The organism is Xenorhabdus mauleonii (assembly GCF_900113945.1).
Taxonomy (GTDB): domain Bacteria; phylum Pseudomonadota; class Gammaproteobacteria; order Enterobacterales; family Enterobacteriaceae; genus Xenorhabdus; species Xenorhabdus mauleonii.
On record NZ_FORG01000006.1, the window covers coordinates 245230 to 269945 of the forward strand.

A 24716-nucleotide genomic window follows, 5' to 3' on the forward strand; every position below is an offset into this window, starting at 1 on the left:
AAATTCAAATTGTTATTCAGCGCAGACAAAAAACGGATTGAGAGTAACACAGCATACCTGTTCCCCGCTAATCCATAGGTGTTGTTGAAAAAGAGGCGAAACAGTTGTCATAGTATAGGGTGATATATTCAAGGCGCCGCTTGTTTTTGTATCTTTTCATTACTATCAACATAGCATTAATGGTGAATACCACCAGTAACATCGCCATCAGCAAGCAACTGCCAAGATAACGAATGAGAGTGGTTGTATCCGGCTCGCGGTGCAACATGATATTGAGTGTCCCATTGGGATCTTCAAACAGCTCCGTCACAATGCCGCCGGTTTCAAAAGGGGTTCGCATCAGCAGCTCGGAAATATGCTGTAACTCCAACCACCGATCCATGGGGGTGTTTTCAAACATGTTGTTTATCCGCATCGGATATTCAAGCAATGGGCGGCTTTCATCACTGCGCAGCAGCACTCCCCCCGGCAACGGGCTATTCATTGCCGATGCGAATTTATTGATTTCCCCATAAATAAACTCTTCAGTCGTGGCATCAACCAGCTTTTCCAGCGCATCCGCACTGCCCGCCCGCATTAACACCTTATAGCCTTGCGTTACCCTCGCTTTACTGTCTGCCAGCAACTGACCCCAAGACGTGGCGCTTCCCAGGTTAACCAGCGCATTCTTCAAACGGAGGCAATCCGTTTCTTTCGGGCATAATTTGTGCGCTTTCAAAACGATTTTTGCATAATTATCAACCGGAACCAATCCGGACTTTGCAATGGCTTGATTCAAGCTGGGACTGCTCCTGCCTTTACGCCTAGACGAATGCAATTGTTCATAGACAGTTGTGAGCAGCGCTGATGCATTTTCAACAATATCGGACTCCAGCATCGGCAATGGCGTCTCTTTATTCCAATAAATACCGATGCAATCAAATGGCGCAAACAATGTGACTTTGTACTCAGCCAGAAAGTTAGGCGGCTCATAGCACATGCCAACACCCTTGACTTTCAATACATCCCCTTCCTTTAAATTGACGCTTTGCAGCTCAGCAACACTATTGATAACTTTGGTATTGCTGCCATACAACCAAGCCAAACTGAGTCTCATGGAGAGGCTTGCGGGTTGGTAGGAATAAAGCAGCAACATGATAATCACGGAGAAAATCACCAGCACTAGGTTTTTTCTATAGCGCTGATACGGATAGTGCTTTTCTTCTTCATGCAAAGAAAGATAACGCCCCTGCCGAGTCACATTGTTGTTGGCATACATATCTATATCGGTGTTCTGATCCAGATCATAAGAAATGTACGACTCCCAATGAGTTGGATAAACAAGATCAATGCCGCCGAGAGAGATGTTTTTTCTTTTCTCTGGGGCAAATTCACTGAACACCCCCCAACGTTTCGGTATTCCGTTGAAGCAATTAATATTTAATAGTTTCCGACTGGAAGGAAAACGGAAATGTGACCAGAAACCGGCCAGCATAAACAAGAACGAGACCAACATGAGCCACGGCAACATCTGAATGGGCAAGAAAAGAGCCACAAACCATACCAACAGGCCAATGCCCATCAAAACGCCTTCCTTGCCGCCGGTTGCATAACGCAACCTGTACTCTTCCGGAGTTTCCTTGCGGACATGCAGTAATTTCGCGCTAGAATTACCGTTTTTTTGAATTGAAGCGTGTTCCGTTTTTGTCGTGACACGCGCAGCAAACAGATTTTGCTGATAGTCTTTCAAAAAGTGGCCATTGACAGCGATGACCATCGGCATAGGTGTAGTCTGGATAATCTCTATGGTGTTTTTCTGCTTGATGAACGGCTCAAGCCACACCGGAAAATGTATTTCTGTATCATCAATATAATAGCGCCAGTGGTGTAACTCTTCCTTGACCGCAGAGAAGCGGGTGATGGCATGATTAATGGTATAAACATTATCATTTTTGATAGGCAATACCGGGTAGCCTGACAAGGGTCTATTGTCCAATTTAACCAATTGAGTTACGTTTCTCAGGTAATGTTCAATAGATTGAAGTTCATCGGTATTCAGTTTACGCCGACTTGTTTTAGCTATTGATGATAGATAACGCGCGTTATCAAGTCGCCTCCATCTGAAAATCAGAAAGGAAGCCATTATAATCAGGCTAATGATAAAAATAGCCAATATAATGACTAAAGAGCTCATTTTTTCCCCACGCCCATGACAGCAATACAGAGATCAGCAGAATAACAATCTCGTGAAACACTCAGAATCAGGCTATTCCTATTCTTGCCTTTTATTTTTAATGTTCATTAACAAAAGGTTGTATAAATTTTCTCATACCTTTCCATAAAATACTGTTTTCTTGCAAGGGTAAGATAGCAACAAAAATACATTCAAGCGATAATCGCTATCATTTACTAACATAATCGGCCATATTAAAGCAAAATTTGTATTTGCACTGAATTTCACCACCCACATTAAGTGATACAAGTTATTTTAACTAATTTAGTTCATTATTATTTTTAACTATCCAACACATAACAACCTTCAGGGGCAAGCATGATTGATTTTAAAAAACCCAAAATACTAAATGTAAATGATATTGCCCGCTCACGCTTGTTCAACATCCAATCTGTTGATCTTGAATTCAGCAATGGTGTAAAACGCGTTTATGAACGAATGAAACCCTCAAATCGTGAAGCAGTATTAATCATTCCTGTCATTGGTGAGGAATTAGTGCTTATTCGCGAATATGCCGTTGGGATTGAACAATACGAGCTAGGTTTTCCCAAAGGTGCAATTGATGCTGGGGAAAGCGTTTTTGAAGCAGCCAACCGTGAACTAAAAGAAGAAATTGGTTTCGGGGCAGGAAAATTCGAACTGTTGACAAAATTAACCATGGCTCCTTCTTATTTTTCCAGCAAAATGAATATCGTGATTGCTCAGGATCTTTATCCAGAATGTTTGGAAGGTGATGAACCTGAGCCATTGGTACAAATACGTTGGCCTATTTCTGACATGATGTCGTTATTAGATCATTCCGATTTCAATGAGGCCAGAAATGTCAGCGCCCTATTTTTGGCACAGCGATATCTTCAAGCAAAAAATAATGGGAGAGGTTAGTTATTTCCTTTCGCAATAAACGGGTATGAACGTAGTTTATTTAATATCAATATTTATTTTATGCCCGTTTTAAACGTATTAAGCACGACAAAATAACCACTTAAAATAGAGGACATTTTTGTTAAAAAAAATAATATAGTTGATAAAAAATAATAAATGTTCATATTTACAATATCTTTGATATTAATTCATTGCCCAAAAATATCTCTCCCATTTCTATAAAAACATTCACTGCATTTCGTGCTTCCTTCCGTAACCACCTTGAAACAGAATCATTTTTTAAAAAACGATTAGAAGCTGAATATATTTTAGGCTGGATAACCATCATTACATCACCATAGTCTAACCCTGTTTATCTACCAGCAACACATAACTCACTGTTATCGATTGGATATAGAAATATTGCTTTCTCTTTTCCCACATTTTCGATCTAAAAGGTGATCATGTATGGCTAACACAAATAATGAAACCATTAGTTACAAAAATCTCTTTGATGATAATCCAGATCTTTATTGCTTCCCTGAATTACCAGAAACCAACGATGGCCCGCTGGCCTATTTGGTTGATCTGTATCAGCAAGTCAGAATGTTTGAAAGTAAAGCCAGCAAAGACGGCACGGGGTTTCTCAATCAGCGGCGTCCCGATATTGAAAAATTGCTGCTTGATAGTACAAACTTAAATAAAACCGTCAATCTATTGCCGCTTGTCATTGAAGTCCTCGCCGAAAAAGCGAAGAAGCATATCAACCAGCAACAGCCCTTGACGAATTCACTCGCTGAAATCCATTACCCTCTCTCCTTGCCGTTTCATTTTCCGTTAAAACAAACAACGGCGGTATTGGCTGCAAAAGAGATCCCCTTGCTGGAACTGATCCAACAAGCCGATAGCAAGTACCCCAATTTTATTGATGGCAACTTGAGTGCCGATTCTCTGCAAACAGCGATGATGGTCAGCAGTATGCTGGCACCAAAACTTCAAACGCTGTTGCTGGAAGAATCGCAAAGCAATCAAAAAGATTTCTTTGAGAAATATTTTGGCCTCAAAGGCGAGGCAGCCAACGCCGCTGAAATGCTGTCCCGCCTTACCGTATTTACTCAGCAAACCGGGCTGAGTTCCCAAGATGCAGAGAAACTATTTGCAGTTAATGGCATATCCGGCGATGACACGGTGACACACAGTACCGTCAAGTACTCCGGCAATGTTGCCAAACCTGCCAATGCCGGAACCGAATTTCCTTCCGGTGCTGATTACGTCGCGTCATACATCAATGCAGGTAAATCACCTGCGCTCTATCTGGAAAAAACAAAAGATACAGAAACAGCCAAAGATGTCATCCAACTGAAAAGTGCCAGTAATGATAACTTTGACCGTATCCAACGCTTCCTGCATATTCAAAAAGCGTTGAAACTCAACGCTGAACAGCTTGATTTATTGCTGGCAACTGCACGGAAGGCAGAAAAACAGACGGGCTATGTGATTACTGAGGCCACACTGCGCACGTTAGGCGTATTCCTGCATTTCCAACACGAGTATGGTGCTACCGCAGAACAATTTGCTGCGCTTATCGGTCATATCAGCCCCTATGCCCTTGAAGATCAACTCTCTTTCTTTGATAGGCTGTTCAATGCCTCAGGATTGTCACAACAAGCGGCATCTTCTTCTGTTCTGGTTCTGGATAATCAGCCATTTAAACTCGATGCCACCGATGGGGCAGATGCATTGACTGTCAATCAATTGTGCACGGGATTGAATATTGATGATGCGACCTGCCAAGAGTTGCTGAAATTAATCATAAAAGCACAAAATCCGTCGCTAAAAGAAACCGATCCGCTCCCCGATCCGAAACGCTCACTGGATATTGTTTCAGCCCTTTATAGGCTGGTTGCACTACCCAGATTACTGAAATTATCCGTTAAGGAAGGGGTTGAGCTGTTATTGCTCCTGAATCGTGATCATCCTGACTACCTGCAACAACTGGCCGGTATTCCTATGCTGGCTAAAGATGCCAAACTCGTTGATGTTCTTGATATTCTGATCGCATTCATGAATGCCACACGGTGGGTTAAGCAACACAAATTAGCCCCTTCAATCCTGAGCTTTTTGCTGACCCCTGCTGTATTGGAAAGCGGTACTTCATTGGAAAACAATACGTCGGCAGAGATTGAAAATATTGACTGGCTCAACAAGATCAGGGCTGTCATGCCTGACATCAGTAATGCCCTGCTCAGCGAAGATAAAATTGCCTCTGAAATGCAGAAATTTAAGGCCAAAGAAACGCCCGTAATCTGGATGAAGGCGCTCGCTGAATTAGTCGATGAAAAATCCGGAGTTGTTCTGGTCGAAGATACAGGAAAAACATTAACCGACAAGGTGAGTGAAATTCTAAAAAAATTAGCCAACGATGCTGATTGGAAAGAATACGGTGATACGTGGACTCAAACGTTAACAGCTCTCTTTATCAAGACGTTTATTGCCCAGCAAGATCTGTTCATTAATGCCATCAGCCATGCCTTCGATATCGAAAGTTCCCTCTCCATACCATTACTGAAATGGACAGGAAGCACCCAAGCCGATTTCCTGCTTAATACCCTTGCTCTGGCCCGGCGCTCTGACGATCAAGAACGGAAAAATAAAGCGGTTGTTCTCTGGTATAACCTCAGCCGGTATGCTGCGATTTGTATTTTATTCAAGTTGACAGAAAAAAGCATAGAGGCACTGATAAAGAACCCCGACTGGTTTAACGTCAATGTCGGTGAAGATAACACGCTCACTGTTGATTTAATCCTCATTCACCGCCTCAGCCGCTACAGTGATTGGTTGAACTTATTGCCTGAGAATAAAACTGAGGACGACGCGCTCTATTACCTTCGCCAAGCCAACCAAATTGGGCAAGATCCGTCGGCGTCAAATGCCTGGACAGCCGAAAAAGCGGCGGCCAATCTGGCTGGGTTAATGGGTTGGTCAGATAAAGAAATCCTCAGGATAGCCACCGATTTTGAGCAAAAAGCGGCACAAAATATCGTTGATATCAGCATCATCATGCGCCTCAAGGTACTGGCGGAAAAAAGTGAAATATCCGCCCAACCTTTACTGGATGTCGCTAAACTGACTGCACAATCCGGTTATGATGATTGGTATCAAGTCAGCAGTGCCTTGTTTGCCGCCACTTCTGTCGAGATACAACCGAAACTGGAAGGTGCTTTGAATGAAATCTGGCGGGATGCATTAATCGATTATTTATTGAAACGCTGGGCAACATCTGACGACACATTGCCAACTATCACTACCGTCGATGATCTTTCAAATTATTTTCTGACCGACCTGCAAGTCACCTCCAGCATCAGTACCAGCAAAGTGGCTTTTGCAATTGCCAGTCTGCAACGCTACCTGTTCCGTCTGTTCTCCCATCTGGAAATGGACTATGGTGTACAAACTATCAGCAATGAACGAATTGAGCACTGGAACCGCAATCTTAGCCAATATGCCCATTGGCAGGCATGGAGAAAACAGGATAACTTTCCTGAAAACTACATTGATCCAACCTCCCGGTTACGTAAAACCCGTGCCTTTGCCGACTTAGAAAACGATTTAGGTCAAACACGATTAAACAACAGTGTGATCCAAACTGCCATTCTGCGCTATTTAACCGAATTTGAACGCATCAGCAATTTGCAATCGATAAGTGGCTACATTGACGGTACTGACCCGAAAAACGATCGCTATCACTTCATCGGTAAAAACAATGCTGAGCCGGTGGAATATTACTGGCGTACTCTCGATATCAAAATGCGCGATACCAATGATGTCATCAGCCCGTTGGCATGGAGTGAATGGGAAAAAATAACACTCTCGGTGTCAGGAACTTTACTGGCGCTGCGGCCAATTGTGATTTCTGGCCGACAATATGCCATCTGGGTTGAACGGGAAACCAGCCCATTGATGGGATTGGATCAAAAACCGTCAGATTACCGCGCGATCAATCTGAAATTTGCCTATAAGCAAAACAATGGTGAATGGAGTGCACCAAATACCCTCTATCGGTTGGATGGTACTGATGCCAATGGTGAATACCCCGTAGACTCAAATGGCAAACGTATCGCCGACAAAGAAAACCCTTATCTGAAAAATGAAAAATACAAGCCTGGCTTGATCTCAATGGTGATGGTGGATGAGCAACGAGAAAATGACCCGTGGATGGGTGTTTTGTTGTATGACTCAACCAATGAACTTCCCAGTAATTGGAAGAAAAATAAGGATTATTTTCTGGAATTACGCGACTTACTGCTGGTAGATAAGAAAACTCTGCCCCTTCCGAAAGAAACCGCCCTTATTTCAGACTGGTACAGGTTATTCAAAAATCCGGAAACCCTACAACTTGATTATGCCGGCACAGAAAAGTTTGTCGAGGTTACGTCAGTTGATGATGATCCCGAGCCAATTCTGAATCTGACAGCAAAATTAAGTAAGGCCACAAACCAGCTGATTTTGACCGGAACAAATACGCTGATCAAAAGAAATCCAAAAGGGAAAGGCACAACGTTTAAAAACTTTGATGTCAGTAAATTATTGTCAATATTACCTTCCAATGATTTCACGGGAAGCATCCCTATTGATGAAAATACAAACCCACCTCTTGTAGGAACACTTTCGATACAGGTGCCTGGCAGTAAAAACAGTCTGAAGACGTTTAACCTTACCTGGAAAGGTGATACCCCACCAGCAACAACATTCAGTGTGAATTATGATGGGATCATTCTGTTTACGGTATCGCCTAACGAATGGAAAGACAAAAGCGTCACTAAGTTTGCCGATCTTATGTGGTTTAATGGCGCCCCCCTCCAACGAAGCAAGCAATGGAATCTAACAGAAAATAAGTTGAGTGTCGGAATTGGAGAACAGAAAAAAATGTTTGGGGGTTGGGGATTGACGGTCAGCCCTCAATGGGAATATACAAAATCACAATTAACACTACGGGTTAAGTTTCCAAGCGATATTCCCGCTGTATCCAAAGAAGTCGAGCTTAATGGTGATGCCACCACAGGAGAAATTCCCATCTCCCTTGAGACGAATTTCGATGATCGCTATCACGTTGATTTATATTCAACATTAGAAACCGCTTATTCTAATTCTGATAAGAAAATCGAGTTCACAGGGGAAGTAGTCAATCGCTACAAGGTCAGCATAAGAGAAAACGACAAGATCCCTGTCATCACCTTACGCAGAAATGACAAACAGGCCCAATACCTGGATATCGAGGGCTTGAAGTTCCAATCTACCACCGCCATACGGCTGAATACCCTGTTTGGTAAACAATTAGTTGCCCGCGCCACTCAATCCATTGAACGGGTGCTGGCTTGGGATACGCAATCCTTGCCCGAACCTGAGCTGGACGACAAAACGTCACCGACAAAAGTCGATTTTCACGGTGCCAATGGGCAGTATTTTTGGGAATTATTCTTCCATCTGCCGTTCTTGGTTGCCTATCGACTCAGAGAAGAACAACGTTTTTACGATTCCAGACGCTGGTTGCTTAACCATCTGTTCGATCCCTATGGCTCAATACGCATGTGGAATTCCCGCCCCATTATCGAAAATGGGAGCAATCTGCGTCCTTCTGCCAAAGAATACGATCCAGATACAATGGCTTACAGCCAACCTATTTTTTACCAGAAAGCCCTCTTCCATTTCCAGATCAAGCTCTGGATACAAGAAGGGGATAATCTCTATCGCCAACTCAGCAGAGACAGCCTGAATGAAGCCAATTTATGCTATCAACAAGCCCTGCAATTGCTGGGAGCATTGCCGGAAGGTTTAAGTATCACACGCTGGCATCCCATCACACTTGAGAATATCAAGAAAGACTTTCTCCCAGGGGTGCAATCAACCAACATTAACCATTTCGTGTCTCCTTTCAATACCCAATTAATTGAATACCAACAGACAATCAAGAGCCGCCTCTATAACCTGCGCCATGGCCTGACGCTGGATGGTAAAGTACAGCCACTGCCACTCTATTCAAGTATCGGGGATAGCAGCAGTCTGATACAACGCAATCGTGGCAATATGCTCAACCAATTGAGTCAGATACCACAACAAATTCCGCCCTATCGTTTCCCATCCATATTAAAGCGTGCCAATGAGGCCGTGCAGCAACTGATACAAATGGGACACAGGCTATTTAGTGCAATAGAAAAAGAAACCGATGCAGAACAGGGCGTTCTGGAGCAATCACAGGCACTCCGGCTGTCTGCTTTTACCATTGAATTGCAGCAGGAAGCCGTCCAGATTGCCCAACTGGGCAAAGCTACACTGGAAGAAAGCAAAAAGATGGCCCAAGAGCGATATGAACATTATCACCGACTCTACGAACAAAACCTTTCCCCGCTGGAGATAACATCACTCGCCCTCAAGACTGCCTCCAGTGTCACCAAAATGGCCGCAGCGCCCTTCTTTCTTGCTGCTGCGATTGCAGATACCGTACCTAATATTTACGGATTAGCATTTGGTGGCGCCAAGTATGGGGAAATAGTCCGAAGTGCTGCAATTGTTTCTCAAACCACCTCTGAAGAATTAGAGATTATTTCCGATAAACTCGAAAGTGGTGCAGCATATGAACGTCGGCGTCAAGAGTGGGAAATAGAGTATAAACAAGCACAAAGTGAAATTAATATCATCGACCGTCAGTTACAGGAACAGGAATTACTGATAAAAAGTGCCTCTATCGCCCTGCGGGAAGCAAAAGCACAGCAAGATGCCGCCCGCGAACTGTATGAGTTTATGACAACGGGCTTCTTGGTTGTACCGACTTATCAGTGGCTGATGGGGCGCCTCGCAGCCCTGTATGCCCCAGCCTATGATGCTGTTCTTTCCATGTGTCTGATGGCAGAAGCAAGCTGGCGCTATGAAGTCGGGGATTATCAGCGCGGCAGCTTTATGAAGACCACGGCATGGAATGATTCTTATCGTGGCCTGCTGGCGGGGGAATCATTGCAATTGGATCTGCTGCAAATGGAAAATGCATGGTTGCAACGCAATGAACGCCGCATGAACATCAAAAAGACCCTCTCTTTGGCTGAATTGCTGACTGTAAATGAATTAAGGAATCAAATCGAGAAAAAACAGATGGTCAGCTTTACGCTGAATTCCAAGCTGTTCGACGCTAATTATCCCGGCCATTACCTGCGTCAGATTAAACGCATTTCCGTATCGATTTCACTGAATAATTGGACGATTATTCCAGGCGCTTCCTCAGAAATCAGTGCCGTACTGACCCAGACAGGCAGCTCAACACTGACCAATGCAGATAGTGAGGGCGTGAACTGGCTTTATGACCCCAGCAGAAAAACCGGCAGCAGTAAAAATATTGTGACCAATTTGCGTGCCCAACAGCAAATCGCCCTCTCTTCCCTGAGTGAAGATGATGGCAGTGCTGCCAAGGATAACTGGTTATACACCCTGATGTTTGATGATGACCGTTATCTGCCATTTGAAGGAACCGGCGCCATATCGACATGGACACTGGAATTTCCGGACAAGAGAGTTATCGATAAGATATTCAAAAACACACCGTACATATGGCGCTTGGAGGATATCAACATTCACATCCACTATACCGCCGTGGACGGAGGCAAACAGTTTGCCAAAGCCGTAAAAGATAAGCTGAACAAATGATCGTTCAACATTAATAAATAAACGATGACAAAAAAGCCCCGCCAGTTTTCTGACGGGGCTTTTACTGTTAGTTAGGATTCGGCAACTGACATGATGCTGCTATTGAGCCATCATTCAGAGCAATTTTAATCAGAACAACTCGTGGCTTTCACCGTTTTCGGTCACCGTTGTTCCCACATCCGGCGTTGCATATTCCGTCGGTTGAGTACCTTCAATGAAATATTCTTTGCGGGTATTGCCGCTTCCATTGGGTAGTTTGCCTGTTGCCCTATCTATCGTGACAGAAACAATGCCTTCCGGAGCCTCCATCATTTTCTCAGGAACCCCTTCCAGTGCATCTTTCATGAAATCATCCCAAATGGGCTGAGCTGTTTTCGCGCCACCTTCACCTTTTAATGCCGGTGTGCGTCCCAGACTTTTGCTGTGCTCATCGAAACCAATCCAGACTGTCGCGACCATATCCGGGCCATAACCGGAGAACCACGCATCTTTCGAGCTATTGGTTGTTCCTGTTTTCCCGCCAATATCACGACGTTTTAGATCACGGGCAGCCCGCCATCCTGTCCCCATCCAGCCCGGTTCACCAAAAACGTTGGTATTCAGGGCATCATGGATCAGGAATGCCAATGGCGTACTGATAACGTGAGGGGCATATTGTTGGTCGTCAAAGTCCGTATTTGCCGAAACGCTTTCTAAATCAGACTGAGGCGGCACAGCCGGATCTTGCGGAACATCAGAATGCGCCACATTTTCAATGGAATCCTCAGACAGCTCTATGGAACGCGTTGTGTCACCATAAATCACCGGAATGTTTGTGCATTGCGGGCAGGCAATTTTAGGCTTGGCTTCAAACAGGACTTTTCCTTCATCGTTCTCGATTGTACTGATGAAGTACGGGTCGACCAAATAACCGCCATTTGCCATCACCGCATAACCCCGAACCAACTGCATTGGCGTAAACGAAGGGGAACCCAGAGCCAAAGATTCCGTGCGGACAACATTCTCACCCGGCAAGCCAAAGCGTTTCAAATAATCAGCCGCATAATCCACGCCCATGGCACGCATGGCACGAACCATCACCACGTTCTTCGATTGCCCCAAACCTTGACGCAGACGAATTGGCCCATCATAAGTCGGAGGTGAATTCTTCGGACGCCAATCCGTTCCGGCCCCCGCATCCCAACGGCTGATCGGCGCATCATTCAGCAATGATGCCAGTGTCAGCCCTTTATCCATCGCAGCGGTATACAAGAATGGCTTGATGTTGGAACCAACCTGCCGTAACGATTGAGTCACGCGGTTAAATTTACTCAATTCAAAATCAAATCCACCCACCAGTGCGTCTACTGCGCCGTTCATCGGATTGATGGCAACCAATGCCGCATTAACGTCAGGGATCTGCGCCAGCCACCAGATATCATTGACTTTCCTGATCCAAATTTGTTCTCCCGCCCGGATAACTTCATTGACACTACGCGGTGGTACGCCTTGCAAACTATCCGTCTTGAATGGGCGAGCCCAACGAACACCTGCCATCGTCAAATCAACCTTGCTGCCATCCACCAGCATCACTTCTGCCTGGCTGGCGCTCGATTTCGTCACTACCGCTGGCACCAGAGGGCCGTACTTAGGCAACGTTTTCAGCTTATCGATTATCTGTGTTTGGTTCCACGCAGGTTTGCTGGCTTTCCATAACACTTCTTGTGCACCACGGTAACCGTGGCGGACATCGTAATCAATCACATTGGTACGGACAGCATTCACCGCTGCCAACTGGGTTTTCCGCGTAATGGTGGTATAAACCTTGTAGCCATCGGTATACGCATTTTCCCCATAACGATTAATCATTTCCTGACGAACCATTTCCGTCAGATAAGGGGCTGAGAAAGCAATATGCGGTACATGGTAACGGGCAACCAATTTCTCTTCTCTGGCTTCGTCATACTGACGGCGAGTGATATACCCTTCCTCCAGCATCCGCCCCAATACCACATTGCGGCGGTTGATCGCCCGATCATAAGAATAAAGCGGGTTAAGTGTTGAAGGCGCTTTCGGCAACCCTGCAATCATTGCCATCTCACTCAGCGTCAATTCATTGACTGGCTTGCCAAAATAGACATGAGCCGCCGCCCCAACGCCATAAGCACGGTAACCGAGGTAGATCTTGTTGAGATATAACTCAAGAATTTCATCCTTGGTTAACAGTTGCTCAATCTTAATCGCCAAAAATGCTTCTTTCGCCTTACGGATCAGCGTTTTTTCCGGGCTAAGGAAAAAGTTTCTCGCAAGCTGTTGCGTAATGGTACTCGCACCTTGGGAGGCTTGCCCGGATGTCATTACGACGGAAACAGCACGTATCACCCCAATGGGGTCAACACCGTGATGTTCATAAAAACGGCTATCTTCCGTGGCAATAAAGGCTTTTACCAGCAAGGGAGGCATTTCTGACAAGGTCAGGGGCAAACGGCGTTTTTCACCATATTGGTCTATTAATTCGCCATCCGCACTGAATACCTGCATTGGGGTCTGTAATCGGACATCCTTTAACGTCGCGACATCGGGTAACTGTGGCTCGATGTATTTGTATAAACCAAAAATCGAGGCTGTTCCCAATAAAATGCAAACAACGACAAGGATCAAAAAATACTTTATGAACTTCACCTGAAATTTCTCACGCCATGTTAATCGGGCAGTTTATAAACGATCAGTACATAGTATAAAGGACTGTATAAGGGATTCAGTATAAAGGCTATACAGCGCTATGGATATGATCTTTCATGAAGAAGCGCTTTCATTCAGAACCGCTTTTCGCTAACAACTAATAAATAGTAGATAAGGAAATCTTCTACATGCATTTGTCTAAATGGTATATCGGACTGGATATCCAGGATCATTACATTCGCGCCCTTGCTGCCACCAAACGTCGGGATGGCTGGCAACTGCGGAATTGTTGGCAATATCACTTATCAAACGAAATTATCTCAGGAGGACGGCTGCAACACCCTGAAAAATTACTGCGTATTTTAATACAATGGCGGCAAACTTTACCTAGAAATATTAGCTTAAGATTAGCACTCCCTGTACAGCAAACCTTACAGAAACAGGTCGCCTTGCCCGGCCAAACGGCATTGCAAGAGCCTGAACTCGGCTGGTTTGTTCATGCAAATGCTGAAAAACAATTCCCCGTCAGTGAGCTTGCATTGGACTATCGCGTTCATGGCCGGCAAGTTTGCATCAGCGCCACCCGCCAAAGGGATCTCAACCTCTGGCTAAGATTATTGGAGGATATCAATTTATCCCCTGATGCCATTGATATTGCGCCCTGTGCGTTGCGTTATGTCGCCAGACAAGCCGGTATTCCTGATAATAGTTGGCTGATCCATAAACGCACAACAGATTGGCTATGGGTGTCTCCCGCCAACCACGCATTCAGCTATGGATTGATAGCATTACAACCAGATCTCCATCTGGAGAAAATCATCAATCAATTACCGGTTACGCCCGAAACAGAAGGTTATGCGGTCTATTACAGTCCGGAAAATGCCACAGACGAGCAGTGTCTCAAGCAAGCTCTTGCACAATGCCCTACCTGTTCGGTAAATGCGTGGCGACTTTTAACCGCATTCCGCCATTATCAGCCTCCGCTGCCAGAAAAAATGAATGCGTTCATTATCGCCGCAGGTCTTGCTCTCAGGCCGGATGATCAATGATGCATCAAATCAATTTCTTACCTTGGCGGCAGAAAAGGCTGAAGCTCCGGTGTCAGAAATGGGGAGCGCTGCTTTGTCTGCAAATCATATTATGGGCACTGTTTTTGGTGTTAATCACCATGCAACAGACAAACAGCATTGAGCAACATCGCGAACAGTTCATGCATGTTAAACACCAATTGGCGCAATTACAGCGATCCATCAAAGAAACAGAGCAGTCTGTGCAACAGCACCATGATTTGGCACAACGATTAAGGAAAAAACAGGTTTTCATGGCGCAGAATCAACGATATTTGCAGTTATTCCGTCAACTTCCCCATCTGTTGCCGGCAAAAAGCTGGCTGACTGCGTTTAATGATGACAGCGGGCAATTAGTTTTTACCGCCTACAGCCAAAACCATACGGAAATATCAGACTTTATGGATAACTTGGCAAATGACCCGACCCTTATCAATGTACAACTAAAAAAAATGATAACAGCCGAAGATCAGATCAAAGTGTTTACCATTGACGCAGATTGGCTGGCGGGAGGAATCCGTGGGAAATAATTACCTCGAATGGTTTCATCGGCCGGTCTGGCAACAATTTTTCGCACAACAGTTGATTATTGTCCTGCTGCTCGCGGGGTTTTACTGTTTTGTCTGGCAAGAGCGCCAGCATGAAATCCATGCCATTCAAAGTCGCATTGCAGAACAACAAGACAATGTGGCGCTCTCACAGCAACGTATTACCGAGTTGCCCTCCATGCCTGACATCCGGCAAAAGATTCAACAAATAACCGCCATACTCAGCCAAGGCAGTTTGATATCGACGCAAAAAAGTCCGACAGAAACGCAAACTACAAAAAATACCTCCATACTCAAGAGGCTGCATCAACCACTCGCATATTCTGGCAGCCAATTGATGGAATGGAAAACGTATAGAGAAAATAATCACACTTTTTGGCATATCATCCTATCGATGAATTATGGTCAGTTTCTCCATTTTTTGAATGAAATTCAGCGATTGCAGCCACCGCTATTGATTAAACATCTCACAATAACGCCCAGTGAAATAACGCCTAATGATGAAAAATTAATTGTCCGCATGGCTCTATCAGAAGCGGATGAATCAAATATAGATCCGTCTGGTATTCCTTCATCTGATTCCGCATTGCCGGCAGCAAATCCACCTGCAAATTCGTTGCATGGGGGAAGACCATGAACAACCCCTCGTTTATCCTGCTGATCAGTCTGTTATTACCAGCGTCTGGCCTTGCCATAGAAAATGATATCAATGACATAGGGGATAACTCAGCTTTCGAGATCCCCGCTAGGAATCCCTTTCTTCCTCCCGTAAACCCAATAGCCGATGAAGCTGATTTTTTCCCAGCAGATCAAAATGAGCAGGAGCAAGAAATCGAATATCAGGCAATCCCGCTGAAATATGCTGATGCCGGCCAAGTTGCGGAACAATTGCAGAAAAATACCCCGGCACTGTTAACAAAATGGGGAAAAGTTGAACACGACCCTGCGACAAACAGCCTGATATTGGAAGATAAGTTTGATGCGATTACCCGTATCAAAATCTGGCTGAAAGAAATTGATACGCCACAGCAACAAGTGCAAATTACGGCGCATATTGTTACCAGCAGTAGGGAAGCACTGCATGAATTGGGCATTCATTGGGGGATAACTTCCGATCCACTGAACCAAGTACTGGGAGTAAACCGCCTGAATCTGCATCAACCCGCAGGCAATCAACGCCATCGGTTGGTACTGAATGCCGCCCGCATCCATGCCAATCTGCTGGAAATGGAACTCAGTGCTCTGGAACAGGAAAACCAACTCGATATTATTGCCAGCCCGAGGTTAACGGCTTCACACCAGCAATCTGCCAGTATCAAACAAGGTTCAGATATTCCATACATCGTTCAGAACAAGGACAAAACATCGGTTCAATTTAAGGAAGCCGTGCTGGGCATGGAAGTGACACCACATATATTGAAAGGAGGGAAAATCCGTCTCGCATTGAAAATCAGCCAAAATGCCCCCGGTTTTCCTATCAGCCAAGGGGGAAATGAAAATCTGGCTATCGATAAACAGGAAATTGTGACTCAGGTTACGGTCAGAAATGGGGAAACACTCATTCTGGGCGGCATCTTTCAACAGAAAAAAATAATTAGCCAGCAAAAAGTTCCTTATCTATCAGACATTCCTTTGATAGGTACATTATTTAATCAAAATGGAGAACAACATAGCCGAAGGGAACTCGTAATTTTTATTACACCTCGATTGACCGATATTTAATCAATAAAAAAATACTGCATAAATATCAATCAGTTGATTAAAGTAACTGTGCTTTTTTTATCAGATAGCCCGCTATTTTACTTTATCTAGTCTGTTTATGGATTTGACGCTGAGAGTAATTTAGCATACAAGGATTACCTAATTGAGTGAGCAGGTCGGTCTATAGCCAGTAAATTTTAAGTTTCAGCAAAACTGAAACTTAAAAAATTATAGGCATAACATCATAAGTAAGAGTCTATGGATAATAGGCTCTCAGTCAGCCAGCAAATGCATGAGCCAAACAGCAAAGGCTCGTGCCAGATTTATATAGTTGCAATACAGGTTGATGTGCTGAGATAATTTTCCTATCTGATCTCACATTCTCACTCATGAGGTTTCAGTTTAGGTCCCGCGGCTAATCTGATTGGCGGGGCGGGTTATCATTAACAAATAGTCTTAGTAATACCAAAAACATGGCAGAGAAACGCAATATCTTTCTGGTTGGGCCTATGGGTGCCGGCAAAAGCACTATTGGTCGTCAGTTAGCTCAGCAACTCAATATGGAGTTTTACGACTCTGATCAAGAAATTGAGCGACGTACCGGAGCTGACGTGGGCTGGGTATTTGATGTGGAAGGCGAAGAAGGCTTCCGCGACCGCGAAGAAAAAATAATAAACGAACTGACTGAAAAACAAGGCATCGTACTGGCTACCGGAGGGGGTTCCGTTAAATCAAAAGAAACCCGCAATCGCCTGTCCGCCCGTGGTGTGGTCGTCTATTTAGAAACAACCATCGAAAAACAGTTAGCTCGTACCCAGCGCGATAAAAAACGCCCTTTACTTCAGGTTGATGCACCAGCACGTGAAGTTTTAGAAAATTTGGCTGATGAGCGCAATCCTCTTTATGAGGAAATTGCTGACGTGACTATCCGTACGGATGAGCAAAGCGCCAAAGTCGTCGCTAATCAAATCATTGAATTACTGGAAAAAAACTGATTATAGCAAGTTCGCACTACAGCAAACGATAAGGCGAAAGCTGATATGGAACAAGTGACTGTTACGTTAGGTGAAAGAAGTTACCCAATTACCATAGCCGAAGGGCTATTTTCCAGCAATGAGGCGTTCAAATCCCTGCGGGCTGGTCAACAGGTCATGATAGTGACCAACGAAACGTTGGCTCCCCTGTATCTTGAACAGGTAAAATCCACATTGCTGGGAATGGGGCTTCGAGTCAATGAAGTTATCTTGCCTGACGGTGAACAGTACAAGTCACTTTTTGTGCTCAACGATATTTTTTCCGCGCTATTGGAAAATAATCATGGTCGTGACACAACACTTATCGCTCTCGGTGGTGGTGTAATCGGTGATATGACGGGGTTTGCCGCTGCCAGCTATCAACGCGGCACTCGTTTCATCCAAGTACCCACCACGTTACTTTCTCAGGTTGACTCTTCTGTCGGCGGAAAAACAGGGGTCAACCACCCTCTCGGCAAAAACATGATCGGCGCGTTTTATCAGCCGGCTTCTGTTGTTGTCGATCTCGATTGCTTAAAAACGTTACCTGCACAAGAGTTATACGCAGGGCTGGCTGAAGTCATCAAGTATGGCATCATACTGGATGGTGAATTTTTCCGCTGGCTTGAAGACAACATAGACCAATTACTGGCTCTCGATAATCAAGCGATGTCCTATTGCATACGTCGCTGCTGTGAACTGAAGGCAATGGTTGTCGCGGCGGATGAACAGGAACGCAGTGGAATGCGGGCGTTGTTGAACCTTGGCCACACCTTTGGCCATGCGATTGAGGCTGAAATGGGTTATGGTGTCTGGCTGCATGGTCAGGCAGTTGCTGCCGGTATGGTCATGGCGGCACGGGCTTCAGAGCTTGTCGGCACATTCTCACCGCAGGATACTTTGCGTATCATAAAGCTGCTGGAACGCGCCAAACTGCCTGTCAACGGCCCTGAGGAAATGGCTCCGGATGCTTATTTACCCCATATGATGCGTGATAAAAAAGTCTCTGCGGGAAAATTGCATTTGGTACTTCCTACCGCGATAGGAGAAGCAAAACTCCGTTCCGATATCGAACAGGACGTTATACTGGAAGCGATTCGCCTATGTTATCCAACCACCAGCTAACTACACGATTATCTGAATAATGAATCATTATCTGGCTGTTATACTATAAAATAGCTACATTATCAGATAGAACTTCATTAAGTTTCAGTTAGGTTAGACTGCCAAACCTCTTAAACAACAATTGGCAGAATTATCTCTGTGGGGAAGGCATATGGACGAATTAAAACCAGAAAATAAACAAAAAATAGAAAACGAATTTAAACCTGATACTTCTGATCGCCGGCCCCCGCGTTCTAAAAACCAAACCGATCGGCCTAAACTGGCGGTATCTCGTCAGCAAATGATGATTGGTGTCGGCATCTTGGTGCTGTTGCTTCTGATCATAGCCATCAGTTCAGCCTTAAAGTCACCCACTGAGCATGAGAAGCAACAATCTTCAAATGCAACTGAAAAAAGTATTAACCTTTCTGATTCTTCTGCTGTATCGACCAACGAGCAAGAGAGCAGTATTCAAGGTCATGGGCAGGAAAACACGTCTATGCCTGCAACTACCGCCCCTACAACTCATACTCAAGAAATCAGCCCTCCACCGTCTATTGGCAGTGCACCAAATCAAGATCTGGCTCCTGTCACTGGAAATGAGACAGGCGGGTATCACCAGCGTATAGAATTACCCGGTGACATTTCAGATGCCCTGAACCAACAACAAAGCAATATTAATAATTCAGTACAGAAAAACCTGACTCCATCTCAGACCAAACCTATAGAGCAGACCAACCCTCTGGAGCAGAAAAGAACCGAGAAAACGCCGCCAAGAATAATAGAAAATAAAGGCAGGGAAAGTCAGCCCAAGGCAGAAAACAGGCATGTCACAAGCACTCAGCAGGCCAACAGAAAGAACGTGGCTGATGCAGGCGGTGATTTGCTGAAAGCCCCCGCAAACCGATTCACACTCCAACTAAGCAGTGCAAGCCGCTCTGATACCTTGATTGCTTTTGCAAAAAAACATAACCTTATCAACTATAAGGTTTATGAAACCAAACGCGATGGTAAAATCTGGTTTATTTTGATTCAAGGCAACTATCATACTGTTTCTGATGCTAAAAAAGCCATCTCTTCATTCCCTGCGGAGATTCAGGCCAAAAAACCATGGGTCAGAAAACTACAACAAGTTCAGCAAGATCTGAAAAAATAAAACTATTTTTATTAGGCGCTGATATGCTGTCCTAAACAGAGTACAATCTGCGGCTCTGAAATTATTGAATAACTAATTTGACGGCATGAAAAAAAAACGCGCTTTCTTAAAATGGGCCGGTGGAAAATACCCCTTGGTGGATGATATTAAACGTCATCTGCCAGCGGGCGATTGCTTGATTGAGCCATTTGTTGGCGCAGGCTCGGTATTTTTGAATACCGATTATGATTCTTACATCTTGTCAGACATCAACAGTGATCTGATCAATCTGTACGACACGGTAAAATCTCGTGCAGATGAATTTATTAGTCATGCCCGTCCACTATTTACATCGGAGTTCAATACCTCCGAAAATTTCTATCGCCTGAGAGAAGAGTTCAACAAAAGCCAAGACCCCTTTCGGCGCAGTCTGTTGTTTCTTTACTTGAACCGACACTGTTATAACGGCCTTTGCCGCTATAATTCACGGGGGCAATTTAATGTTCCTTTCGGGCGTTACAAAAAACCTTATTTTCCAGAAGATGAGCTTTATTGGTTTGCTGAAAAGTCCCAAAAAGCGACTTTTATCTGTCAACATTACGAAACCACATTAAATAACGCTCCAAAAGGTTCGGTTGTTTACTGTGATCCGCCGTATGCCCCGCTTTCGGCCACGGCGAATTTTACTGCCTACCATACAAATAACTTTAACCTTCAGGATCAAGAAAATCTGGCGCAGATAGCCTATTATCTATCGTCTCAACAAAGTATTCCGGTGCTTATCTCCAATCATGACACACCGATGACCCGGGAATGGTACCACCAAGCTTCCCTTTACATTGTTAAAGCCCGCCGGACAATAAGCAGAAATATTCTTGCCCGAAGTAAGGTTGATGAACTTTTAGCGTTATACTGCCAAAAGTGATTGAGGTTTCCAGCCCGTGAAATTACGGGGATAAACAATGAATTGGAGAAGATAATAATGAAGAAAGACTTTCTGATCGCCCCATCCATTCTATCCGCAGATTTTGCCCGATTAGGTGAAGATACAGCTCAAGTGTTGGCAGCAGGTGCTGATGTTGTCCATTTTGATGTTATGGATAACCACTATGTGCCAAATCTGACTATTGGCCCGATGGTTTGTCAGGCGTTGCGTGATTATGGCATCACCGCGCCGATTGATGTCCATCTGATGGTAAAGCCGGTTGATCGCATTATCCCTGATTTTGCCAAGGCAGGAGCAACCTATATTACTTTCCATCCTGAAGCGAGCGAACATGTTGACCGTACTTTGCAATTAATCAAAGAGCATGGCTGTAAAGCAGGGTTGGTTTTCAATCCAGCAACTCCACTCAGTTACCTTGATTATGTATTGGATAAATTGGATGTGATCCTGTTGATGTCCGTCAACCCCGGTTTTGGTGGTCAGTCTTTCATTCCAGAAACGCTGAATAAACTGCGTCAGGTACGTAACATTATTGATAACAGCGGGCACGATATCCTGCTTGAAGTTGACGGTGGGATCAAACCCAACAATATCGCTGAAGCAGCTCAGGCTGGCGCAGATATGTTCGTAGCTGGCTCTGCAATTTTCAGCCAGCCAGATTATAAAGCGGTGATTGATGAAATGCGCCGTGAATTATCAAAGGTTGCGTGATGACAGATAAACAGGTGAAAAAGATCCGTGCCATCGCATTTGATTTAGATGGCACTCTGGTTGACAGTGCTGGCGGCTTGGCTGATGCGTTGGATCAGGCCTTGATTGCCAAAGGGTTACCCGCTGCCGGCAAAGAACGAGTTGCTGTCTGGGTTGGTAACGGTGCAGATGTGATGGTTGAGCGCGCACTAACATGGGCTGGCGCAGAACTGTCCTCCGAGCTGCACAGTGAAGTTCGCAAACTGTTTGATCAATTCTACGCAGTCAGCGTAACCACGGGCAGCCAGCTATTTCCCCATGTTAAAGAGACCTTAGCAGAGCTGGCAACACATGGCTTGCCAATGGCAATAATCACGAACAAACCAACCCCTTTTATTGCCCCACTGCTGGAATCATTAGGTATCAGTGAATACTTTTCATTGGTATTGGGTGGTGACGATGTCAAAGAGAAAAAACCCCATCCTGCCCCGCTCTATCTGACAATGGGGATGTTTGGCTTACATAAAGAAGAATTGCTTTTCGTTGGCGATTCCCGTAATGATATTTTGGCGGCACAAGCGGCAGGCTGCCCTTGTGTTGGGCTGACGTATGGATATAACTACGGAGAATCGATAGCATTAAGCCATCCCAATTATGTATTGGATCATTTCCCGGATTTACTCCCAACGATTGGATTATCCACTTTGAAACAATTATCTACTTCGAAAAAACAGGAAGCGTAATAAAATGAATGAACCCACTGTAAACAAAACAAACTCCCAAAAACCTATTGTATTCAGCGGCGCGCAGCCTTCCGGTGAATTAACCATCGGTAACTACATGGGGGCGTTACGTCAGTGGGTTAAGATGCAAGATGATTATGATTGCATCTACTGCATCGTTAACCAGCATGCCATTACTGTACGCCAAGATGCCAATGAACTAAAAAAACGTACATTGGATACGCTGGCGCTTTACCTCGCCTGCGGCATTGATCCAAAGAAAAGCACCATCTTCGTTCAGTCACATGTGCCACAACATACTCAATTATCTTGGGTATTGAACTGCTACGCTTATTTCGGTGAACTGAGCCGTATGACTCAGTTTAAAGATAAATCAGCCCGCTATGCAGAAAACATCAATGCGGGTCTGTTTGATTATCCGGTTTTGATGGCTGCGGACATTTTGCTCTATCAAGCTAACCAAGTCCCAGTTGGCGGTGACCAGAAACAGCACCTTGAATTAACCCGTGATTTAGCACTGCGTTTTAATGCGTTATATGGCGATATCTTTACGGTGCCAGAACCTTTTATCCCGCAAGGCGGCAGTGCTCGCGTCATGTCATTGCAAGACCCGGTCAAGAAAATGTCGAAATCGGATGATAACCGCAACAATGTGATTGCCCTGCTGGAAGACCCTAAATCCGTGGCGAAGAAAATCAAACGTGCCGTTACCGATTCTGAAGAGCCGCCTCGTGTTCGTTATGATCTGGAAAACAAACCTGGCGTTTCCAACCTGTTGGATATTCTTTCTGGCGTCACCGGCAAAACCATTCCTGAATTAGAAGCTGAGTTTGAAGGTAAAATGTACGGTCATTTGAAAGGCGCTGTCGCCGATGCTGTATGTGAAATGCTGGCAGATCTTCAGGAGCGTTACCATCATTTCCGTAATGATGAGGCGTTACTCAACCAAATCATGGTAGAAGGCGCAGCTAAGGCACAGGCTCGTGCTCAGGCGACTTTAGATAAAGTCTATAATGCGGTAGGTTTGATTGCTCACCCATAAATAAACGTTCACAAATAATGCCAAAGGATTCAATTCATTCTTTGGCATTTATTTTTGCCGATTTTTCGTAACACGACATTACCATTTCTTCAGAAATTCCATTATCCTCTTGTGATACATACGATTCCAACCAGACCTAGAAGGGAACTCGGTATCATCAGTATGCCCAATATTCTCTTTTCCTACTGTACTCCAACTCGATTTTTGCGCATCAACCTTTCTAAATAGGCGCTCGTCATTTTTTTCAATCCTAAATTTCGCAGAAGGCCTCATATTTGTAGGTAATCTATCCGTATCAATGCCCTTTAAATATTCTTTATATAAATATGGCCCGGTATTACCTGTGGTAATATCTGAACGAATATCTGGAATCACTCTTGAAGCAGACCACGTGTCTTTCATTCCATTTGGATATTTTTTATATGCACTCTCTTGCCAGCCATTTTGATTAATGGGGTTATTTGGTATCGGTTTGGAAGGATCAGCGATATTTAATAACCGAATATGATTGGCTGAAGAAATAGGATTTGGTGAATAATGTAAATTAATATTTCTTGGCTTGTTTGATGGTGTTACCTTTTTATTGATGTCATAGTAATCTTTATTTACATTAAATTTACTTTGAGAAAATCTTAAAATACCCAATATTTTATCTGATTTACGTGGAGCTGCAATTATAGCATTTCCACCAAAGTTATTATTTACCCATGCCCTATTTTCCAGATCACCTTCTGGCTCTTTACCAACTGTTATATCTCCAAAAGCAATTCCTAAAGGAGCATAAGTATCTTTGAATTTAGCTCTCGTTATTTTTAGTAAATCTGAAAGAGAATCTTTCAATTCCACATCAACATCCAAATAAATGCCTCCTTCAACATATAAAATGACTAGGCGTGCTATATCACTCGCTAAAGCATAATTATGGTAACATCCATTAACGTTACGGTAATATAATGATTTTAATAATAAAAAGTCTATTTCTGGCGGTTCACCAGTTAATGCTGCTCTTTTTAATGATTCTCTATCTAATAGTTTAAATGCATCCTTCATATCCCTAATATATAAAGAATTAGATCCACGCTTAACTTTATCAAATTCATAACCAAATATCTCTCCAACGTTTTTTGTCATAGATCTAAATGTGCTTAAAAATAATGATTTATTATTTGACCACAAATTAATTTCAAAACCAGCATTTGCTAATTTCATTTTCATGATATTTTCCATGAAATTTTCAGGTATATTATCTCCCGCCCAGAAATAATGTATTTTCTTTGGAATATTCATAGCTCAACCTTTAC

16 protein-coding genes are annotated in these 24716 nt (G+C 44.1%); 13 read left to right on the forward strand and 3 right to left on the reverse strand.

The window, feature by feature from the left end; genetic code table 11:
* Nucleotides 1–67: 67 nt before the first annotated feature.
* Entirely contained in the window at nucleotides 68–2173 is a 2106-nt protein-coding gene (locus tag BM100_RS08635; RefSeq protein WP_092509945.1) for an IgaA/UmoB family intracellular growth attenuator, read from the reverse strand.
* Nucleotides 2174–2530: 357 nt separating this feature from the next.
* On the opposite strand from BM100_RS08635, the gene nudE reads away from it, so the two are divergent.
* Nucleotides 2531–3094, forward strand: coding sequence for an ADP compounds hydrolase NudE (gene nudE, locus BM100_RS08640; RefSeq protein ID WP_092509947.1), 564 nt, complete (start codon nucleotides 2531–2533; stop codon nucleotides 3092–3094).
* 447 nt (nucleotides 3095–3541) lie between these two features.
* Complete coding sequence (locus BM100_RS08645; RefSeq protein WP_092509949.1) at nucleotides 3542–10765, forward strand: Tc toxin subunit A-related protein; 7224 nt, start codon at nucleotides 3542–3544, stop codon at nucleotides 10763–10765.
* A gap of 129 nt (nucleotides 10766–10894) precedes the next feature.
* Here the strand turns inward: BM100_RS08645 and mrcA are convergent, their stop codons facing one another.
* Nucleotides 10895–13426, reverse strand: a complete 2532-nt coding sequence (mrcA, locus tag BM100_RS08650) for a peptidoglycan glycosyltransferase/peptidoglycan DD-transpeptidase MrcA (RefSeq protein ID WP_092509951.1) — start codon at nucleotides 13424–13426, stop codon at nucleotides 10895–10897.
* 188 nt (nucleotides 13427–13614) lie between these two features.
* Here mrcA and pilM point away from each other — a divergent pair, with 188 nt between their 5' ends.
* From pilM to trpS, 11 genes are all read left to right on the forward strand, one after another.
* The gene (pilM, locus tag BM100_RS08655) at nucleotides 13615–14475 is read left to right on the forward strand and encodes a type IV pilus biogenesis protein PilM (protein WP_092509953.1); all 861 of its coding nucleotides are present in this window, start codon (nucleotides 13615–13617) and stop codon (nucleotides 14473–14475) included.
* Complete coding sequence (locus tag BM100_RS08660; RefSeq protein WP_092509955.1) at nucleotides 14472–15023, forward strand: PilN domain-containing protein; 552 nt, start codon at nucleotides 14472–14474, stop codon at nucleotides 15021–15023. The genes pilM and BM100_RS08660 overlap by 4 nt, the downstream gene beginning before the upstream one ends.
* The gene (locus BM100_RS08665) at nucleotides 15013–15678 is read left to right on the forward strand and encodes a hypothetical protein (RefSeq protein ID WP_175494930.1); all 666 of its coding nucleotides are present in this window, start codon (nucleotides 15013–15015) and stop codon (nucleotides 15676–15678) included. The genes BM100_RS08660 and BM100_RS08665 overlap by 11 nt, the downstream gene beginning before the upstream one ends.
* The gene (pilQ, locus tag BM100_RS08670) at nucleotides 15675–16763 is read left to right on the forward strand and encodes a type IV pilus secretin PilQ (protein ID WP_092509957.1); all 1089 of its coding nucleotides are present in this window, start codon (nucleotides 15675–15677) and stop codon (nucleotides 16761–16763) included. Before BM100_RS08665 ends, pilQ begins: the two co-directional genes overlap by 4 nt.
* Nucleotides 16764–17215: 452 nt before the next feature.
* The gene (gene aroK / locus BM100_RS08675) at nucleotides 17216–17737 is read left to right on the forward strand and encodes a shikimate kinase AroK (protein WP_038237472.1); all 522 of its coding nucleotides are present in this window, start codon (nucleotides 17216–17218) and stop codon (nucleotides 17735–17737) included.
* A 45-nt stretch (nucleotides 17738–17782) separates the two neighbouring features.
* Nucleotides 17783–18880 (forward strand): 3-dehydroquinate synthase, encoded by a 1098-nt coding sequence (aroB, locus tag BM100_RS08680; protein ID WP_092509959.1) that lies wholly within the window; start codon nucleotides 17783–17785, stop codon nucleotides 18878–18880.
* A 151-nt stretch (nucleotides 18881–19031) separates the two neighbouring features.
* Nucleotides 19032–20015: an SPOR domain-containing protein gene (locus BM100_RS08685; RefSeq protein WP_092509961.1), complete on the forward strand. Its 984-nt coding sequence runs from the start codon at nucleotides 19032–19034 to the stop codon at nucleotides 20013–20015.
* 85 nt (nucleotides 20016–20100) lie between these two features.
* The gene (dam, locus tag BM100_RS08690; RefSeq protein WP_092509963.1) at nucleotides 20101–20919 is read left to right on the forward strand and encodes an adenine-specific DNA-methyltransferase; all 819 of its coding nucleotides are present in this window, start codon (nucleotides 20101–20103) and stop codon (nucleotides 20917–20919) included.
* A gap of 57 nt (nucleotides 20920–20976) precedes the next feature.
* Nucleotides 20977–21651: a ribulose-phosphate 3-epimerase gene (rpe, locus tag BM100_RS08695; RefSeq protein WP_092509965.1), complete on the forward strand. Its 675-nt coding sequence runs from the start codon at nucleotides 20977–20979 to the stop codon at nucleotides 21649–21651.
* Entirely contained in the window at nucleotides 21651–22373 is a 723-nt protein-coding gene (locus tag BM100_RS08700) for a phosphoglycolate phosphatase (protein WP_092509967.1), read from the forward strand. Before rpe ends, BM100_RS08700 begins: the two co-directional genes overlap by 1 nt.
* Nucleotides 22374–22377: 4 nt before the next feature.
* Nucleotides 22378–23415, forward strand: a complete 1038-nt coding sequence (gene trpS, locus BM100_RS08705; RefSeq protein ID WP_092509969.1) for a tryptophan--tRNA ligase — start codon at nucleotides 22378–22380, stop codon at nucleotides 23413–23415.
* Nucleotides 23416–23493: 78 nt separating this feature from the next.
* Here the strand turns inward: trpS and BM100_RS08710 are convergent, their stop codons facing one another.
* Nucleotides 23494–24702: a glycosyltransferase gene (locus BM100_RS08710; RefSeq protein WP_092509971.1), complete on the reverse strand. Its 1209-nt coding sequence runs from the start codon at nucleotides 24700–24702 to the stop codon at nucleotides 23494–23496.
* Nucleotides 24703–24716: the final 14 nt, after the last annotated feature.

What these genes read in the sequence shown, in the direction of transcription:
- BM100_RS08635 (WP_092509945.1), bottom strand. Translation starts at nt 2,173, where the DNA reads ATGAGCTCTTTAGTCATTATATTGGCTATTTTTATCATTAGCCTGATT.
- nudE (WP_092509947.1), top strand. Translation starts at nt 2,531, where the DNA reads ATGATTGATTTTAAAAAACCCAAAATACTAAATGTAAATGATATTGCC.
- BM100_RS08645 (WP_092509949.1), top strand. Translation starts at nt 3,542, where the DNA reads ATGGCTAACACAAATAATGAAACCATTAGTTACAAAAATCTCTTTGAT.
- pilM (WP_092509953.1), top strand. Translation starts at nt 13,615, where the DNA reads ATGCATTTGTCTAAATGGTATATCGGACTGGATATCCAGGATCATTAC.
- BM100_RS08660 (WP_092509955.1), top strand. Translation starts at nt 14,472, where the DNA reads ATGATGCATCAAATCAATTTCTTACCTTGGCGGCAGAAAAGGCTGAAG.
- pilQ (WP_092509957.1), top strand. Translation starts at nt 15,675, where the DNA reads ATGAACAACCCCTCGTTTATCCTGCTGATCAGTCTGTTATTACCAGCG.
- aroK (WP_038237472.1), top strand. Translation starts at nt 17,216, where the DNA reads ATGGCAGAGAAACGCAATATCTTTCTGGTTGGGCCTATGGGTGCCGGC.
- aroB (WP_092509959.1), top strand. Translation starts at nt 17,783, where the DNA reads ATGGAACAAGTGACTGTTACGTTAGGTGAAAGAAGTTACCCAATTACC.
- BM100_RS08685 (WP_092509961.1), top strand. Translation starts at nt 19,032, where the DNA reads ATGGACGAATTAAAACCAGAAAATAAACAAAAAATAGAAAACGAATTT.
- dam (WP_092509963.1), top strand. Translation starts at nt 20,101, where the DNA reads ATGAAAAAAAAACGCGCTTTCTTAAAATGGGCCGGTGGAAAATACCCC.
- rpe (WP_092509965.1), top strand. Translation starts at nt 20,977, where the DNA reads ATGAAGAAAGACTTTCTGATCGCCCCATCCATTCTATCCGCAGATTTT.
- BM100_RS08700 (WP_092509967.1), top strand. Translation starts at nt 21,651, where the DNA reads ATGACAGATAAACAGGTGAAAAAGATCCGTGCCATCGCATTTGATTTA.
- trpS (WP_092509969.1), top strand. Translation starts at nt 22,378, where the DNA reads ATGAATGAACCCACTGTAAACAAAACAAACTCCCAAAAACCTATTGTA.
- BM100_RS08710 (WP_092509971.1), bottom strand. Translation starts at nt 24,702, where the DNA reads ATGAATATTCCAAAGAAAATACATTATTTCTGGGCGGGAGATAATATA.